The organism is Pseudomonas sp. NPDC087803, from assembly GCF_044742995.1.
In the GTDB taxonomy this organism is placed as follows: domain Bacteria; phylum Pseudomonadota; class Gammaproteobacteria; order Pseudomonadales; family Pseudomonadaceae; genus Aquipseudomonas.
In genome coordinates, this window is the sequence record NZ_JBIUVO010000001.1 from 309455 (window position 1) to 327876 (window position 18422).

Below are 18422 nucleotides of genomic sequence, written 5' to 3' on the forward strand. Positions count from 1 at the left end.
CGCGCTGCTCGCGTACAAATTGCGCTTATCGATCACCCGGCTTTAAGGCTGACAATGCGACTGGCTTTCCCGACTTTGCTGTTCACTGCCGTGGCCCTGCTGTTGGGCGCCGCTGGTGTGGACGCCACCCCGCAACACGCGTTGACCGTCTATGGCGAACCCGCCAAATACCCGGCCGGTTTCAGCCACTTCGACTACACCAATCCGCAGGCGCCCAAGGGCGGCACCATGCGCCGTTCGGCGATCGAAATCGGCCATTTCGATCACATCCTGCCTTATATAGACAAAGGCATCGGCGTCACCCAGATCGACGGCATGCTCTATTCGCCGCTGGCCCAGCGTTCGATGGACGAGCCTTACACCGTCTACGGCCTGGTGGCGCAAAAGATGGAGCGCTCGGAGGATGGTCTGTCGCTGCGCTTCTTCATCAATCCCAAGGCACGCTTCGCTGACGGCAAACCGATCACTGCCGAAGACGTGCGCTACACCTATGACTTGTTGATGACCCAGGGCAGCCTGCGTTATCGCACGCAGTTCGCCGACGTCAAAGGCGTGGAAGTGGAAGCGCCGCTGACCGTGCGTTTCGATTTCAAGAGCAATGAAAACCGCACCTTGCCGCTGGACATCGCCACCCTGCCGGTATTCCCCGAGCACTGGTGGAAAACCCGCGACTTCGCCGGCGGTGGTGGTTATGAACCGCCACTGGGCAGCGGCCCGTATCGGGTCGGCAAGGTCGACTCCGGGCGCAGCATCACCTTCGAGCGCAACCCTGACTGGTGGGGCAAGGATCTACCGGTCAGTCGCGGCCTGTATAACTTCGATCACTTCAGCATCGAGTATTTCGGCGACACCGATGTCGCCCGCCAGGTATTGCGCGGTGGCGCCTATGACTACAACCGCGAGTTTTCCGCCACCGGCTATTCGATCGGCTACGACAGCCCCGCGCTGAGTGACGGCCGCTTGCAGAAAGCCCACCTCGCCACCGAAGCCCCGCAATCGGCCCAGGGCTTTGTATTCAACCTGCAGAAACCGATGTTTCAGGATCGTCGGGTACGCCAGGCGCTGGCGATGCTCTGGGATTTCGAGTGGAGCAACCGGCAGATGATGCGCAACATGTACATCCGCCAGCAGAGCTACTTCTCCAACTCGGCACTGGCAGCCCGCGAGTTGCCGGATGCCGCCGAGCTGAAAATCCTCGAACCGTTGCGCGGGCAAATTCCCGATGAGGTGTTCACCCAGGTCTTCGAAGCGCCGAAAACCGATGGCAGCGGCCTGATCCGCGACAAGCAACTGCAAGCCCTGCAATTGCTGGAACAAGCCGGCTGGAAACCTGATGGCGACCAATTGGTCAACGCCGAGGGCGAGCCGTTAAGTTTCACCTTCCTGGTCAGCCAGAACGGCATGGATCGCCTGCTCCTGCCTTACAAGCGCACGCTGAAACAGATCGGCATCGAGCTGAATATCCGCCGCATCGACTCCTCGCAATACGTCAATCGCCTGATGAGCCGCGACTACGACATGATCGTCACCGGCTACCCGGTCACCACGTCGCCGGGGGGCGAATTGCTCAACTACTTCGGTTCGATTTCGGCCAACGACCCCGGTGCCAACAACTACATGGTGCTGAAGAATCCGGCGGTCGACAGCTTGATCAACGGCCTGATCCGCGCCTCGACCCAAAGCGACATGCTGCACTACGCCCACGCTCTGGACCGGGTGTTGCAATGGAATTACTACTGGATTCCCAACTATTACCCGCCGGGCACCTCCACCGTCTGGTGGAACCGCTTCGGCATGCCGGCGATCCAGGCGAGCAATGACGAAGCCATCGAGAGCTGGTGGGAGATCAGCAGCACGCCGCTGACCAATCAGCAGATGACCGCGGAAAAAATCGGCCGTGGCAGACCCGGAGGACCGCACTGATGTGGGCATACATTCTGCGGCGCCTGCTGCTGATCATTCCGACGCTGGTGATCATTCTGCTGGTCAATTTCGTGATCATTCAGGCGGCACCCGGCGGCCCGGTCGAACAGGCCATCGCCCATCTGCAAGGGATCGGCGGTGCGAGTGTCGGCGGCAGTTCCAGCGAGACCATGAGCAACACTTCGCGCGCCAGCCGTGGCCTCGATCCGCAACTGATCAAGGACATCGAAAAACAGTACGGTTTCGACAAACCGGCACATGAACGCCTGTGGCTGATGCTCAAGAACTACGCGCAACTGGATTTCGGCAAAAGCTTTTTCCGCGGCGCGACGGTCACCGACCTGATTCTGGAAAAAATGCCGGTGACCATTTCCCTCGGCCTGTGGGCGACGCTGATCACCTATCTGGTGTCGATCCCGCTGGGTATCCGCAAGGCCGTGCATCACGGCAGCCACTTCGATATCTGGAGCAGCACCGCAATCATCATCGGCTATGCGATGCCGGCGTTTCTGTTCGCGATGTTTCTGATCGTGGTGTTTGCCGGTGGCACATCTTTGAACTGGTTTCCGGTGCGCGGGCTGGTCTCCGACAACTTCGAATCGCTGTCGACCCTGGGCAAGATCGCCGATTACTTCTGGCACTTGGTGTTGCCGGTGACGGCACTGGTGATCGGCGGCTTCGCCACGTTGACGATCCTTACCAAGAACTCGTTCCTCAATGAAATCACCCGACAATATGTGGTCACCGCACGCGCCAAAGGCTTGAGCGAACGGCGCGTGCTGTACGGCCACGTATTCCGCAACGCGATGCTGCTGGTGGTTTCGGGGATTCCGCAGGCGTTCATCAGTGTGTTCTTTGCCGGTTCGCTGCTGATCGAAGTGATCTTTTCCCTCGACGGTCTCGGCCGCATGAGCTACGAAGCGGCGGTGTCCCGGGACTATCCGGTGGTGTTCGGCTCGCTGTTCATCTTTACCCTGTTCGGCCTGCTGATAAAACTGATCGGCGACTTGTGCTACACCCTGGTCGACCCACGTATCGACTTCGCCGCGAGGAACGCCTGATGTTCAAGCTCTCGCCTCTGGGCCGTCGCCGTTTTGCGCGATTCAAGAAAAACCGCCGTGGCTGGTGGTCGTTGTGGCTGTTCATCGGTCTGTTCATCGTGACTCTGGGCGGTGAACTGATCGCCAACGACAAACCATTGGTGGTCAGTTATCAGAACCAGCTCTACTTCCCGGTCTTCAAGCGCTACACCGAACAGGAGTTTGGCGGGCAACTGCCGTTCCAGGCCGATTACCGCAGCGACTATGTGCAGAACCTGATCCGCAAGGACGGTGGCTGGCTGCTGTTCCCGCCGATCCCGTTCAGCGATGACACGCCCAACTACGACCTCAACCAACCGGCGCCGAGCCCGCCCTCCCAGGTCAACTGGCTGGGCACCGACGATCAGGCGCGTGATGTGTTGGCGCGGGTGATTTTCGGCGCCCGGGTGTCGATCCTGTTTGCCCTGATGCTGACCGCCGTCAGCGCGCTGATCGGCATTGCCGCCGGCGCCCTGCAAGGCTATTACGGCGGCTGGGTCGATCTGCTCGGGCAGCGTTTGCTGGAAGTCTGGAGCGGATTGCCGGTGCTGTACCTGCTGATCATCCTGTCCGGTTTCGTCGAGCCGAATTTCTGGTGGCTGCTGGGGATCATGGCGCTGTTTTCATGGCTGGCGCTGGTGGATGTGGTGCGCGCCGAGTTCCTGCGCGGACGTAATCTGGAATACGTCAAAGCGGCTCGCGCATTGGGCCTGAGTGACCGCAAAGTGATTTTCCGGCACATCCTGCCGAATGCGATGAACGCGACACTGAGTTACCTGCCATTCATTCTGACCGGGGCGATTTCCACCCTCACCGCTCTGGATTTCCTCGGTTTCGGCATGCCCGCCGGCAGCGCTTCGCTGGGCGAACTGATCGGCCAAGGTAAGCAGAACCTGCAAGCGCCGTGGCTCGGGCTGACGGCGTTTTTCACTCTGGCGCTGATTCTTTCTTTACTGGTGTTCATCGGCGAAGCGTTACGTGACGCGTTCGACCCACGATCCTGAAGTGTGACCATGACTGATAACCTGATCGAAATCCGTGACCTGAACGTCGCCTTCCATGGCCAGCCGGCGGTGCGCAACCTGTGCCTGGACATCCGCCCCGGCGAGTGTCTGGCGCTGGTCGGCGAGTCGGGTTCGGGCAAATCGGTGACCGCGCATTCGATCCTGCAGTTGCTACCCGAAGGCGACGCGCAAACCAGCGGCAGTATTCGCTATCGCGGTCAGGAACTGCTCGGCGCCGATCCGAAGGTGCTGCGTGAACTACGCGGCAACCGCATCGCGATGATCTTCCAGGAACCGATGACCTCGCTCAATCCGCTGCACACCATCGAAAAGCAGATTGGCGAAACCCTGCTGGTGCATCGAGGACTGGGTGGTAAAGCGGCGCAACAGCGCATCCTTGAACTGCTGGAACTGGTGGGCATTCAGAAACCCAAAGAGCGCCTCAAGGCCTATCCGCATCAACTGTCCGGCGGCCAGCGGCAACGGGTGATGATCGCCATGGCCCTGGCTTGCGAGCCGGAACTGCTGATCGCCGATGAGCCGACCACGGCGCTGGATGTGACGGTGCAGCGCAAGATCCTGCTGCTGCTCAAATCCTTGCAACAACGCCTGGGCATGTCGCTGCTGCTGATCAGTCACGACCTCAATCTGGTGCGCAGCATTGCGCAACGGGTGTGCGTGATGAAGGCTGGCGAAATCGTCGAGCAGGCGCCGTGCGAAACTCTGTTTACCGAACCCAAGCACCCTTACAGCTGCGTGCTGCTGAATGCCGAACCGGAGGGCGAAGCCCTGCCCCGGGACGAGCGCGAGAACGTGCTGGAGGTGGATGATCTGCGCGTCAAGTTTGTCGTCGGTGGCGGCCTGTTCCAACGCAAACAATATTTGCGCGCGGTGGACGGCATCAGCCTGAATATCCAGCGCGGCAAAACCCTGGGCATCGTCGGCGAGTCCGGTTCGGGTAAATCGACCCTGGGCCAGGCGATTCTGCGGCTGCTCGACTCCGAGGGCAGCATCCGTTTTCAGGGCACCGCCCTCGACGGTCTCGATCAGAAGCAGTTGCGGCCGTGGCGCCGGCAGATGCAGGTGGTGTTTCAGGACCCGTTCGGCAGCCTCAGTCCACGGATGTCCGTGGCGCAAATCATCAGTGAAGGGCTGGAGGTGCATTGCCAATCCAGCGCCGAAGAGTGCGATGCACAGGTGATCCGCGTGCTCAAGGAGGTTGGCCTGGACCCGGAGAGTCGTCATCGCTACCCGCACGAATTTTCCGGAGGTCAGCGCCAGCGCATCGCCATCGCCCGGGCGCTGGTGCTGAAACCGGCATTGATCCTGCTCGACGAGCCGACCTCAGCCCTCGACCGCACCGTGCAGAAACAAGTGGTCGCCCTGCTCCGCGACCTTCAGGAAAAACACGGCCTGACCTACCTGTTCATCAGTCACGACCTGGCGGTGGTGCGGGCGCTAGCCCATGACATGATCGTGATCAAGGACGGCAAAGTGGTTGAGCGCGGTGCCAGCCATGAGGTGTTCGATTCGCCACAGCATCCCTACACCAGGGAGCTGTTGGCGGCGGCGCATCCGGGGTAGGCATAATCTGGCGCATGCCTTGATACCGAGTCGCGACCCTTCGCTGGCAAGCCAGCTCCCACAGGGATTGGGTTGTACTCAAATATTGGGTACCCCAGAGAAACCTGTGGGAGCTGGCTTGCCAGCGAAGAGGCCCGAACAGACAACCCAAATTCCGGATCCGCCAACCCATGAACACCACCGAAAGCCTCAAGGACTACCAACGCGTGCGCACGCTGGCGATCCGTTCGTTGTTCGAGATCATCGAGCAGTCCAGCGAAGGCACGGTGATTGTCGATCGTGATGCCAACATCGTCTGGATGAACGAGCGCTATGCCCGGCGTTTTGGGCTGGAGTCGGCAAAAAAAGCCATCGGCAAACCCTGCGAAAGCGTGATCCCCGGCAGCCTGCTGCGCGAAGTGGTGCGCACCGGCCGCCCCATTCTGCTGGACATGCAGGACACGCCGAAAGAGCCGCTGGTGGTGATGCGTCTGCCGATTCACGACGATGCCGGCGCAGTGATCGGCGCCATCGGTTTTGCCTTGTTCGACGAATTGCGCAGCCTGTCGCCGATGCTCAAGCGCTACCTGAGCATGCAGGAAGAACTGGCCTCGACCCGCTCGCTGCTGCGGGCGCGGCAGACCAAATACAACTTCGCCCATTTCATCGGCACCAGCAGCACCAGCCTCGAAGTCAAACGCCGCGCCCGGCGCAGTGCCAGCGCCGAATCACCGGTGTTGCTGCTCGGTGAAACCGGTACCGGCAAGGAGTTGCTGGCACAGGCGATTCACAGCGCTTCGCCCCGGGCGCACAAGGCCTTCGTCAGCATCAACAGCGCGGCGATCCCCGAGGCGTTGCTTGAGGCAGAATTTTTCGGCACCGCGCCCGGCGCGTTTACTGGCGCGGATCGCAAGGGGCGCACCGGCAAGTTGCAAATCGCGCAGGGCGGCACGCTGTTTCTCGATGAAATCGGCGATATGCCATTGCCGCTGCAAAGCAAACTGCTGCGGGTGCTGCAGGAAAAGGAGTTCGAACCGGTTGGCTCCAACGAGGTGATCCAGAGCGATGTACGGGTGATCGCGGCGACTTCGACCGATCTGCAAGCCGCGATCAAGCGCGGTGAGTTCCGCGCCGATCTGTATTACCGCCTCAACGTGCTGCCGATCCAGGTCCCGCCACTGCGCGAACGCCTCGACGATCTGCCGGCACTCAGCGAGGCGATCCTTGAAGAGCTGCGCAGCCAGCATGAGCTGAGTCGCGCGGCGTTGGAACTGCTCGGACAACACGCCTGGCCGGGGAACATCCGTGAACTGCGTAACGTGCTGGAGCGCGCGGCGCTTCTCAGTGATGACCTGACTCTTACCGAGGAGGATATTCGCGCGGCCATCGGCACCTTTACCCCGGTTGAGCGCTCGTCGCTGCCAACGCTGGAACCGTTGGCGGAAGAGACTTTCGCCGAGGCGCGGCAGCGGTTTGACCGGCAGTTGATCCAGTCCGCCCTCGCGCAATGTGCGGGCAAGGTGCCGGAGGCGGCGGCTCGGCTGGGGTTGGGGCGGTCGACGTTGTACAAGAAGATGCTGGCCCTGGGTATTGCCGAGTCTCAATAAAGAGACTTAAGTCTCCAAAAAAAGACAACAGCCAGAGCTTCGCGAGCAAGCCCGCTCCCACAGGGGATACGCGTTCCAAATGTGGGAGCGAGCTTGCTCGCGAAGGCGTCAGCCCTCTCAACAAAAAATCTCCAAAAAGAGACATCCCTTCAATTCTCAACACGCTGAAACCTATAAAACCCTTACATTTCAATGATTTGAGTATCTGGCACAGATCTCGCTAACACCTCTACTGCACCCGCTTCACCCACAAAAATAACAATCCCTGGAGACACACCATGAGTGTGATCATTGCCTTGGCAGCCCTCGCGCTGCTGATGCTCGCCGCCTACCGTGGCTATAGCGTCATTCTCTTCGCCCCGATCGCCGCCCTCGGCGCTGTCCTGCTCACCGATCCGTCCGCCGTCGCCCCTGCCTTCACCGGGGTGTTCATGGAGAAAATGGTCGGTTTCATCAAACTGTATTTTCCGGTGTTCCTGCTCGGTGCGGTGTTCGGCAAGTTGATCGAATTGTCGGGGTTCTCCCGTTCGATCGTGGCTGCAGCGATTCGCTTGCTCGGCACCCGTCAGGCGATGCTGGTGATCGTGCTGGTCTGTGCCCTGCTCACCTACGGCGGCGTGTCGTTGTTCGTGGTGGTGTTTGCGGTGTATCCGTTTGCCGCCGAAATGTTCCGCCAAAGCAACATTCCCAAGCGCCTGATCCCGGCGACCATCGCCCTTGGCGCATTTTCATTCACCATGGACGCCCTGCCCGGCACGCCGCAAATCCAGAACATCATCCCCAGCACGTTCTTCAACACCACCGCGTGGGCCGCGCCGTGGCTGGGGCTGATCGGCACGATCTTCGTGTTCTGCGCCGGCATGCTGTTCCTCCAGCGCCAGCGCAACAAGGCCCAGCGCGCGGGTGAAGGTTATGGCACCGAACTGCGTAACGAGCCGGAAACCGCCGAAGATCTGCAACTGCCGAATCCATGGCTCGCCCTGTCGCCGCTGCTGGCGGTGGGCATCATGAACCTGCTGTTCACCCAGTGGATTCCGCAGTGGTACGGCAAGACCCACAGCCTGGCGTTGCCGGGGATGGCCACGCCGGTGACAACGGAAATCGCCAAGCTCACGGCGATCTGGGCGGTGCAGGCGGCATTGCTGATCGGCATCCTGATGGTGCTGGTGTTCGGCTTCAAAGCAATCCGCAGCAAACTCGCCGAAGGCAGCAAAAGTGCGGTCAGCGGTGCACTGCTGGCGGCGATGAACACCGCGTCGGAGTACGGTTTCGGCGCGGTGATCGCCTCGTTGCCGGGCTTTCTGGTACTGGCCGACTGGCTCAAGCAAATCCCCAATCCGCTGGTCAACGAAGCGATCACCGTGACCCTGCTGGCGGGTATCACCGGTTCGGCATCGGGCGGCATGAGCATCGCGCTGGCGGCGATGTCCGAGCAATTCATCGCGGCGGCGCACGCGGCGAACATTCCGCTGGAAGTGCTGCACCGCGTGGCCGCGATGGCCAGCGGCGGCATGGACACCCTGCCGCACAACGGCGCGGTGATCACACTGCTCGCGGTCACCGGCCTGACCCACCGCGAAGCCTATAAAGACATTTTCTGTATTACGCTGATCAAGACCCTGGCGGTCTTCGTAGTGATCGGCACTTTCTACGCCACTGGCATTGTGTGAGGTATTCATGACGACTCTTTCCGGCAAGACCGCATTGGTTACCGGTTCCACCAGCGGCATCGGTCTGGGCATCGCCCTGAGCCTGGCCAAGGCCGGCGCCAACCTGATTCTCAACGGTTTTGGCGATGCGTCGAGCGTGATCGCCGAAGTCGGCCAGTTCGGCGGCAAGGTCGGTCACCACCCGGCGGATGTCAGCGATCCGGCGCAGATTGCCGAGATGATCGCTTACGCCGAACGCGAATTTGGCGGCGTCGACATTCTGGTCAACAACGCCGGGATCCAGCACGTGGCGGCCGTGGAGGAGTTTCCGGTGGAGCGCTGGGACTCGATCATCGCGATCAACCTGTCGTCGGTGTTCCACAGCACCCGCCTGAGCCTGCCGGGGATGCGCGCCAAAGGCTGGGGGCGAATCATCAACATTGCCTCGGTGCACGGTCAGGTTGGCTCGACCGGCAAAGCCGCCTATGTCGCGGCCAAGCACGGGGTGATCGGTTTGACCAAAGTGGTCGGCCTGGAAACGGCGACCAGCAACGTCACCTGCAACGCGATCTGCCCGGGCTGGGTGCTGACGCCGCTGGTGCAGAAGCAGATTGATGATCGTGCGGCCAAAGGGGTCGATCCGCAGCAGGCGCAGCATGATCTGCTGGCGGAGAAACAGCCGTCGCTGGAGTTCGTCACGCCGCAGCATCTGGGGGAATTGGTGTTGTTTCTGTGCAGCGAGGCTGGGAGTCAGGTGCGCGGGGCGGCGTGGAATATTGATGGGGGGTGGTTGGCGCAATAAACGGCGCGAAACCGCTGTGGCGAGGGAGCTTGCTCCCGCTGGGTGGCGAAGCCGCCCCGGCAATTTACGACTGCTGCGCAGCCGATCGGGAGCAAGCTCCCTCGCCACACAAGTAAGTGCTGCACCCTGGCCTGTGTGCTTGACCAACAAAACAAGAGGCAAACCAATGTCCGACCTCCTCTGGCAACCCGATGCCGAGCGTATCGCCCAATCGCGCATGGATCAGTTCCGCCGCGACATCAATCAGCGTCATGGCCTGGCGCTGAGCAGCTACACCGACCTGCACCGCTGGAGCGTGGATCAGCGCGAGGCGTTCTGGCAGGCGATCGTCGATTGCTTCGACATCCGCTTTCACACCCAGCCCGACGCCGTCCTGCGTGAAGGCGCGCAGATGCCCAGTGCCGAATGGTTTCCCGGCGCGACCCTGAATTTTGCCGAGCACCTGCTGCGCCGTCGCGACGATGCAGTCGCGGTGATCGCCGTGGCGGAAAACGGCCAGCGCGAACAACTGACCTGGGCCGAACTGGCCGAACACGTCGGCGGTTTTCAGGCCAGCCTGATGGCCTGCGGAATCGGCCTCGGCGACCGCGTGGCCGCGTGTATGCCCAACACCTGGCAGACCTTGGTGGCGATGCTCGCGACCACCAGCCTCGGCGCGATCTGGTCGTGCTCGTCGCCGGACTTCGGCACCCACGGCGTAATCGACCGTTTCGGCCAGATCGAACCCAAGGTGTTGATCACCTGCGCCGGCTACCGTTACGCCGGCAAAGACATCGACCAGACCACCAAGGTCAACGAAATCCTCGCGCAACTGCCGTCGCTGCAGCAGTTGGTCATCGTGCCCTACGCCCGCGCGCAGGCCCGTGCCGAGGATTACCACAGCCACGCCAACGTGACGTTGTGGGACGATTTCTACCAACCCGGCGGCGAACCGCGTTTTGTCTCGGTGCCGTTCAATCACCCGCTCTACGTGTTGTATTCCAGTGGCACCACCGGCGTGCCGAAATGCATCGTGCACAGCACCGGCGGCGTGCTGCTGCAGCATGCCAAGGAGCATGGGCTGCACGTCGATCTCGGCCCCGGTGACCGGTTGTTCTACTACACCACCTGCGGCTGGATGATGTGGAACTGGCTGGTCTCGGCCCTCGCGGTCGGCAGCACGGTGGTGCTGTATGACGGCTCGCCGTTTTACCCCGGGAATGAGCGACTGCTGGACCTGATCGACGACGAGCGCATCAGCGTATTCGGCACCAGCCCCAAGTTTCTCGCGACGCTTGAGAGCAGCGGCGTGAAGCCCGTGCACAGCCACGATCTGAGTAGCCTGAAGACCTTGCTCTGCACCGGCTCCGCGTTGTCGCCGCAGAGTTATGACTTCGTCTACCGCGACGTCAAGCGCGATGTATGCCTGGCGTCGATGTCCGGCGGCACCGATGTGGTGTCGTGCTTCGTCAATGGCAACCCGCTGTCGCCCGTGCGTCGGGGCGAAATCATGGGCAAGAGCCTGGGCATGGCGGTTGAGGTGTGGAACGACGCCGGCGTTGCAGTAATCGGCGTAAAAGGCGAACTGGTCTGCACCCGGCACTTCCCGGCCATGCCCGTCGGCCTGTGGCTCGACCCGGACGGCGAAAAGCTGCGCAAATCCTATTTCAGCCTGTTCCCCGGTGTCTGGGCCCAGGGCGACTACGCCGAACAATTGCCCCACGGCGGGATGCTGATCCACGGCCGCTCCGACGCCGTGCTCAACCCCGGCGGCGTGCGCATCGGCACGGCGGAAATCTATCGTCAGGTCGAGAAAGTCCCGCAGGTGCTGGACAGCGTGGCAATCGGGCAGCAATGGCAGGACGATGTGCGCGTAGTGCTGTTTGTCCGTCTGCAGGATGGCGTGACGCTGAATGACGCCCTGCAACAGCAGATCCGCCAGGTGATCCGCGCCAATACCACACCGCGCCATGTGCCGGCGAAGATCGTCGCGGTGACCGATATTCCGCGCACCATCAGCGGCAAGGTGGTGGAACTCGCGGTGCGCAATGTGGTGCATGGCGAGCCGGTGAAAAATACCGATGCGCTGGCCAATCCCGAGGCCTTGGAGCAGTTCCGCAATCGCCCGGAGCTGTCGGATTAGCACGCCATGCCCTTGGGGGGCGGGCTTGCTCGCGAAAGCGGTGTGTCAGTCGATAACAATGTGACTGATACACCGCTTTCGCGAGCAAGCCCGCTCCCACAGGGTGAGGGGTGGGGTGTTAATCCATCAGGCCCCAGTCGCCTGATGCAGTGGGCGCGGGTGCCGGCCCTGCCTCGGCATGCAGTTTCAGGCGCAGGCGCAGGTTGTTTTGTGAATCCGCATGTTTAAGCGCTTCGTCTTCACTGATCACGCCCTCCACCACCAGCCCGTACAGCGCCGCGTCGAAGGTCTGCATCCCTACCTCGCCAGACTTTTCCATGATGCCCTTGAGTTCGCCCAATTCGTTGCGGCGAATCAGGTCGGCGATGGTCGGCGTGCCGAGCATCACTTCGACCGCCGCCCGGCGCTGGCCGTCCAAAGTGCGCACCAGCCGTTGCGAGACGAACGCCTTGAGGTTGTTGCCCAGCGCATGCAACAACTGCGGGCGGCGCTCTTCGGGGAACAGATTGACGATACGGTCCAGCGCCTGATTGGCGTTGTGCGCATGCAACGTCGACAGCACCAGGTGCCCGGTATCGGCGAACGTCAGCGCGTGCTCCATGGTCTCGCGGTCGCGGATTTCGCCGATCAGCACCACGTCCGGGGCCTGGCGCAGGGTGTTTTTCAGCGCCGCATGGAAACTGCGGGTGTCGACACCGACTTCGCGTTGATTGATGATCGAGCGCTGGTGTCGATGGATATACTCCACCGGGTCTTCAATAGTGATGATGTGCCCGCTGCTGTGGCGATTACGGTGATCGATCAACGCCGCCAGCGAAGTGGACTTGCCGGAGTCGGTGGCACCGACGAACAGAATCAGCCCTTGTTTGAGCATCACCGTTTCCAGCAGTATCGGCGGCAGTTTCAGATCTTCGAAGCGCGGAATATCCAGTTTGACGTTGCGGATCACGATCGACACGTCATTGCGCTGCTTGAAGATGTTCAGGCGAAAACGCCCGACACCGGTGCGGGAAATCGCCAGGTTCATTTCCAGATCCCGATCGAACTCGCGCCGCTGTTCGGCGTCCATCAGGGAGTTGGCGATGGCCTCGACTTCACCGGGCTTGAACGGCCGCTCGCTGAACGGCGTCAGCACGCCATCGATGCGCGCACTGGGCGGCGCCCCGGTGGACAGGAACAGGTCAGAGCCGTGCTGGCTCGAGAGGCGGAGCAACAGTGCATCGATTTCCATGGCAAAAAGCACCCGCGAAGCATTCAATGAACAGAAATGACCCGGTGTCGTGACGTAACGGGTCATACAGCGTCTACCGCAAGTGCAAGAATAGTAGATGCCAACGCACTGACCGACGCTCAGGATAGATGTGATGAACGCAGCACCCTCCCCCGATGACGCGCAAGCGCTGATCGCCCGTACCGACTGGAGCCGCACTCCGTTGGGCGCCGCCGGCACCTGGCCGCAAAGCCTGCGCACCGCGGTGGACATCGTGATTCACTCGCCGATGCCGATGTTGCTGTTGTGGGGGCCGCAGCTCACGCAGATCTACAACAATGGCTTTGCGATGCTCGCCGGCAGCAAGCATCCGCACGCTTTCGGACAGCCGGCGCACCTTATATGGCCAGAACTTGAGGACTTTACCGACCCGATTTATCGAGCCGTCCTACAAGGCCAAGTGCGTACCTACAGCGAACGGCGATTTACCCTGCAACGCGAGGGCAAAGAATCCGACTTCTGGCTGGATCTGACGTACTCCCCGATTCGCGATGAAAACGCGCAAGTGGCGGGGATTCTGGTAACCGCCATTGAAACCAACGAACGCCGACGCATCGCCCTCGAACTGCAACGCCGCTCCGAAGAAAGCCTTAAAGCGCAGCGCGACACCGAAGAACGCCTGCAACTGGCCCTGGCGGCCACCGATGCGGTCGGCACCTGGGACTGGGACATCGGCGAAGACCGCTTCATCGCCGACGCGCATTTCGCCCAGTTGCACGGCATCGATCCGGCGCTGGCCAGCCAATTGCCGATCAGCGATTACCTGCAAGGCGTGCATCCCGAAGACCGTGCCCTGATCGCCCGCAGCATCAAACATTGCATCACCCACGGCACCGAGTACGCCGAGGAATATCGCTTGCTGAAAGCCGACGGCGAACTACGCTGGGTGTTTGCCCGGGGCCGCTGTTACAAGGATCACCACGGGCGACCGGTGCGCTTCCTCGGCGCCGCGCTGGACCTGACCGAGCGCAAGCACACCGAGCAGGCGCTGCGTCAGAGCCAGACGGAATTGCAGCTGATCATCAACGCGATGCCGATCCTCATCAGTTATGTCGACCACGAAGAGCGCTTCCGCCTGAACAACGCCGCGTATCTGGACTGGTACGGCCTGACGCCGCAGGAACTGTATGGCCGCACCATTCGCGAGGTAATCGGCGAAGAAGCCTACTTCCTGCGCGCACCATACATTGCCGAGGCGCTGGCCGGGCGGCCCTGTTCGTTCAGCCTGTACACCCCGCACCGTGACGGCAGCAGCCGTCACGCGCTGATGAATTACCTGCCGCGCCACGGTGCCGATGGCGCGGTCAATGGTTTCTACATTTTCGTGATCGACGAGAGCGAACGGAAGAAGACCGAAGAGGCGTTGCGCAATCTCAATGAAACCCTGGAAGAACGGGTCAGCGCCCGCACCGAACAACTGGCCCAGGCCAATCAGCGCCTGCAGAACGAGATGTTCGAACGCGAGCGCGCCGAAGATGCGTTGCGCCATGCGCAGAAGATGGAAGCGGTCGGTCAGCTCACCGGCGGTATCGCCCACGACTTCAACAACATGCTCACCGGAATCATCGGCAGCCTCGACTTGATGCAACGCTACATTGCCGATGGCCGCGCCCATGAAATCGGGCGTTTCACCGAGGCGGCGGTGTCGTCGGCCAACCGTGCGGCGGCGCTGACCCATCGCCTGCTGGCGTTCTCACGCCGGCAGTCGCTGGATCGCAAGACCCTTAACGTCAACGAACTGATTCATTCGCTGGAAGATTTGATCCGCCGTACCAAGGGCGACCCGATCGGCCTCACCCTGCGCCTGGCCGACGATGTGTGGCCGATCAGCACCGACGTCAGCCAACTGGAAAACGCCCTGCTCAATCTGGTGATCAACGCCCGCGACGCCATGCCCGACGGCGGCGAGCTGCTGATCGAAACCGCCAACGTCTACCTCGACGGCCATGACCTCACCACCCTCGAACCGGTCAAGGCCGGCGACTACCTGATGCTGGCGGTCAGCGACAACGGCACCGGCATGACCCCGTCAGTACGGGCCAAGGCGTTCGATCCGTTCTTCACCACCAAACCGATCGGCCAGGGCACCGGGCTGGGGCTGTCGATGATTTATGGTTTCGCCCAGCAGTCGGGCGGGCATGTCAGCCTCGACAGCCTGCCGGATCATGGCACCTGCGTGCGGTTGTACCTGCCGCGCCTGAATCTGCTGGAACCCGAACGTCCGCTGGTGGAAGCGATCAGTGCTGCGCCGACCGCCACCTGTGGCGAAACCGTGGTGGTGGTTGAAGATGATCCGGCGGTGCGCATGCTGGTCCTCGACCTGCTCAAGGAACTGGGTTACCTCGCCCACGAAGCCGCCGACGCCAGCGCCGCCCTGCCGCTGCTGGAATCGGCGCTGCGTGTGGATCTGCTGGTGACCGACGTCGGCCTGCCGGGGATGAACGGCCGGCAATTGGCGGAAATCGCCCGCCAGCATCGGCCGGGGCTGAAAGTGCTGTTCATGACCGGTTACGCGCAGAAAGCCGCCGAACGTCAGGGCTTTCTCGAGGATGGCATGGACATGGTAGCCAAGCCGTTTTCGATTGAAGTGCTGGCGAACAAGATCCGCGAGATGATCAACCAAACGCCGTCACTTGAGGCATAATCCCGCGCCCTGCCGTCACCCCGTTACAGGTATCGCACGATGAAAGCCCAAGCCCGCCACATTCTGGTGAAAACCGCCGAAGAGGCCGAACAGCTCAAACAACGCATTGCCAAGGGCGAAGCGTTCGATGTGCTGGCGAAGAAATACTCGACCTGCCCGTCCGGCAAACGCGGCGGTGATCTGGGTGAAGTACGGCCGGGGCAGATGGTTGGCGCGATTGATGCGGTGATCTTCAAGAAGCCGCTGCGCACGGTGCATGGACCGATCAAGAGCAAGTTCGGCTATCACCTGGTGCAGGTGTTTTTCCGCGATTGAAGGCCTTGCTTTCGGGCGTTTGTGGCGAGGGAGCTTGCTCCCGCTGGGTGGCGGAGCCGCCCCAATAAGGCTTGCGCCTGCTGCGCAGTCGAGCGGGAGCAAGCTCCCTCGCCACAAGAACACTCATTCTTTCGGAATCAACGCTCCCGGGACCTGGATGACCCGACTCGCCAGCCAATGCCCCGCCTGCGCCGCCTCGACCGGACTGCCCCCCAGCAACCGCCTGGCCAGATACGCCGCACTGAACGAGTCCCCCGCCGCCGTCGTATCCACGACCTTGTCGACCTTCTGCGCCGGCACGTCGAACGCCTCGCCATCACAACGAATCAGACAGGCCTCGGCACCACGCTTGAGCACCACTTCCGGTGTGCCGATCTGCGCGTACGCCTCGAACACCGCGTCGCAATCGGCAAAATGGAACAGCGCCTGCTCGTCATCCACGGTCAGCAACGCCAGATCGACATGCGGCAACACGCTGCGATAGGCCGCCCGCGCCTCTTCCTGTGACGCCCATAAACGCGGTCGATAGTTGTTGTCGAAGACGATCCGTGCATCGCGCTGCCGGGCTTCGATCAGGGTCTGGATCAGGCGTTCGCGGCCCTTCGCACCTAACACCGCGAGGGTGATGCCACTGAAATACAACACGTCGTAGTCCGCCAGCGCCGCCAGAATCGGCTCGGCGGCCGGGGTGGTGAAGCAATCGCGCACCGCCGCTTCATTGCGCCAGTAAAGGAAACGCCGCTCACCGTTGGCGTCGGTCTGGATGCAGTACAGGCCCGGCAAGCGACCGGGCAGACGCTGCACGAGGTCCAGGCCAATGCCTTCGTCGACCCAGCTCTGGCACATGGCGTCGCTGAAGCTGTCGTCGCCGAGCGCGGTGACGTAATCGACCTGGGCTTTGTCGCCGAGCGCGCGGGACAGGTACACCGCGGTGTTCAAGGTATCGCCGCCGAAGCTTTGCTGCAGGCTGCCGTCGGCGCGGTGCTGGAGTTCGATCATGCACTCGCCGATCAGGGCGATGCGCGGGGTATTCGGGCCCAGGGGGCTGAGGCTGGTCATTGGGTGGCGTCTCTGGATGATCATCGGTGTTTGGGCGGCCCTCATCGCGAGCAGGCTCACTCCTACAATTGGAATGCGTTCCCCTGTAGGAGTGAGCCTGCTCGCGAATGACCCGACTCGGTCTCAAACCTTAGAAACAAGTCTCCATGCTCTCGACCACCGTCAACTGCTCATCCACCAGCAACCCCACCCGCCACTTGTCGAACGTCAGGCACGGGTGCGAGGTGCCGAAGGAAATAATGTCGCCCAGCCGCAACTCAATCCCCGGCGCGACGCTCATGAACGCATGCTGGTCCATCACCGCCGTCACCTTGCAGGCGCCGACATCGTCACCCACCGCTGGCAACACACCGGCCTTGTAACGCAGCAATGGCACCGGGAGCCCGGCATCGAACGCCACGTCGCGCTTGCCGAGGGCGATCACCGCAAAACCCGGCTCCGGCAGCGATTGCACGTGGGCCCAGACTTCCAGCGCCGGACGCAAGCCTTCATGCAGGTCGCTGCGACGATCCAGCACGCAGCATTGCGCTTCCTTGTAGATGCCATGGTCATGCGCCACATAACTGCCTGGACGCAGCACGCTGAGGAAGCGTCCACCGGCGTTCTGCGCTTCGAACGACTCAGCGATCAGGTCGTACCACGCCGAACCCGAAGCGGTGATGATCGGTTTGGCGATGGCAAACGCGCCGCTGTCCTGCAACTGCACCGCCAGACGCACCAGCGACGCGGCGAATTCACGAATGCCGCTGACCGCGTGATCTCCGTGGATCACCCCTTCGTAACCTTCGATACCGGTCAGGGCCAGCGCTGGTTGCGCATTGATCGCCTGGGCCAGCGCGATGACTTCCTGCTCGCTGCGGCAACCGCAGCGGCCGCCGACAACGCCGTACTCGATCATCACGTTCAACTTGACTCCGCGCGAGGCGAAGTAGGCGCCGAGATCGGCGACGTTGTCCGGGTGATCAACCATGCAGTAGAAATCGAAATCCGGGTCTGCCAGCAGATCGGCAATCAGCGCCATGTTCGGCGTGCCGACCAGTTGGTTGGCCATCAGCACCCGGCGCACGCCGTGGGCATACGCGGCGCGAGTCTGGGTGGCGCTGGCGAGGGTGATGCCCCACGCCCCGGCATCGAGCTGACGCTGGAACAGGGCTGGAGTCATGCTGGTCTTGCCGTGGGGCGCGAGCTCGGCGCCACTGTCGCTGACGAACTTCTGCATCCAGCGAATGTTGTGCTCCAGCGCCTCGCGGTGCAGCACCAGCGCCGGCAGGCTGACGTCACGCACAAGGTGCGCGCCGATGGCGGCATCGCCCTTTTCCACAGCGGTATTGATGGCAGTCGTCATGGTCAAACTCCTCGCATTCATTCGCGGCCACAGGCAACCG

At 61.9% G+C, this 18422-nt stretch carries 13 protein-coding genes; 10 read left to right on the plus strand and 3 right to left on the minus strand.

Annotated elements, in window-relative coordinates; all coding sequences use genetic code 11:
• The first annotated feature begins 54 nt into the window (after positions 1-54).
• From ACIOUG_RS01350 to ACIOUG_RS01385, 8 genes are all read left to right on the plus strand, one after another.
• Positions 55-1923, plus strand: a complete 1869-nt coding sequence (locus ACIOUG_RS01350) for an extracellular solute-binding protein (RefSeq protein ID WP_401061907.1) — start codon at positions 55-57, stop codon at positions 1921-1923.
• The gene (locus ACIOUG_RS01355; protein ID WP_027612667.1) at positions 1923-2984 is read left to right on the plus strand and encodes a microcin C ABC transporter permease YejB; all 1062 of its coding nucleotides are present in this window, start codon (positions 1923-1925) and stop codon (positions 2982-2984) included. Before ACIOUG_RS01350 ends, ACIOUG_RS01355 begins: the two co-directional genes overlap by 1 nt.
• Positions 2984-4006: an ABC transporter permease gene (locus tag ACIOUG_RS01360; RefSeq protein ID WP_401061908.1), complete on the plus strand. Its 1023-nt coding sequence runs from the start codon at positions 2984-2986 to the stop codon at positions 4004-4006. Before ACIOUG_RS01355 ends, ACIOUG_RS01360 begins: the two co-directional genes overlap by 1 nt.
• A gap of 9 nt (positions 4007-4015) precedes the next feature.
• On the plus strand, positions 4016-5590 hold the full coding sequence (locus ACIOUG_RS01365; RefSeq protein ID WP_401061910.1) for an ABC transporter ATP-binding protein: 1575 nt from the start codon (positions 4016-4018) through the stop codon (positions 5588-5590).
• A gap of 170 nt (positions 5591-5760) precedes the next feature.
• Entirely contained in the window at positions 5761-7176 is a 1416-nt protein-coding gene (locus tag ACIOUG_RS01370; RefSeq protein WP_401061912.1) for a sigma-54 interaction domain-containing protein, read from the plus strand.
• Positions 7177-7454: 278 nt separating this feature from the next.
• Positions 7455-8846, plus strand: a complete 1392-nt coding sequence (locus ACIOUG_RS01375; protein WP_401061914.1) for a GntP family permease — start codon at positions 7455-7457, stop codon at positions 8844-8846.
• A 7-nt stretch (positions 8847-8853) separates the two neighbouring features.
• On the plus strand, positions 8854-9627 hold the full coding sequence (gene hbdH / locus ACIOUG_RS01380; RefSeq protein WP_129394102.1) for a 3-hydroxybutyrate dehydrogenase: 774 nt from the start codon (positions 8854-8856) through the stop codon (positions 9625-9627).
• Positions 9628-9793: 166 nt separating this feature from the next.
• Positions 9794-11749 (plus strand): acetoacetate--CoA ligase, encoded by a 1956-nt coding sequence (locus tag ACIOUG_RS01385; RefSeq protein ID WP_401061916.1) that lies wholly within the window; start codon positions 9794-9796, stop codon positions 11747-11749.
• Between the two features lie 118 nt (positions 11750-11867).
• Here ACIOUG_RS01385 and ACIOUG_RS01390 read toward each other — a convergent pair whose 3' ends face one another.
• Positions 11868-12980 (minus strand): PilT/PilU family type 4a pilus ATPase, encoded by a 1113-nt coding sequence (locus tag ACIOUG_RS01390; protein WP_401061918.1) that lies wholly within the window; start codon positions 12978-12980, stop codon positions 11868-11870.
• Between the two features lie 133 nt (positions 12981-13113).
• Between ACIOUG_RS01390 and ACIOUG_RS01395 the strand changes: the two genes are divergently transcribed.
• The gene (locus ACIOUG_RS01395; protein WP_401061920.1) at positions 13114-15663 is read left to right on the plus strand and encodes a PAS domain S-box protein; all 2550 of its coding nucleotides are present in this window, start codon (positions 13114-13116) and stop codon (positions 15661-15663) included.
• Between the two features lie 39 nt (positions 15664-15702).
• Positions 15703-15978, plus strand: coding sequence for a peptidylprolyl isomerase (locus ACIOUG_RS01400; RefSeq protein WP_003225447.1), 276 nt, complete (start codon positions 15703-15705; stop codon positions 15976-15978).
• 123 nt (positions 15979-16101) lie between these two features.
• On the opposite strand, the gene ACIOUG_RS01405 is transcribed toward ACIOUG_RS01400, so the two are convergent.
• Positions 16102-17037 carry a sugar kinase gene (locus tag ACIOUG_RS01405; RefSeq protein ID WP_401061923.1) on the minus strand — a complete coding sequence of 312 codons (936 nt, stop codon included), beginning with the start codon at positions 17035-17037 and terminating at the stop codon, positions 16102-16104.
• Between the two features lie 130 nt (positions 17038-17167).
• Positions 17168-18382, minus strand: coding sequence for an amino acid deaminase (locus tag ACIOUG_RS01410; RefSeq protein ID WP_401061925.1), 1215 nt, complete (start codon positions 18380-18382; stop codon positions 17168-17170).
• Positions 18383-18422: the final 40 nt, after the last annotated feature.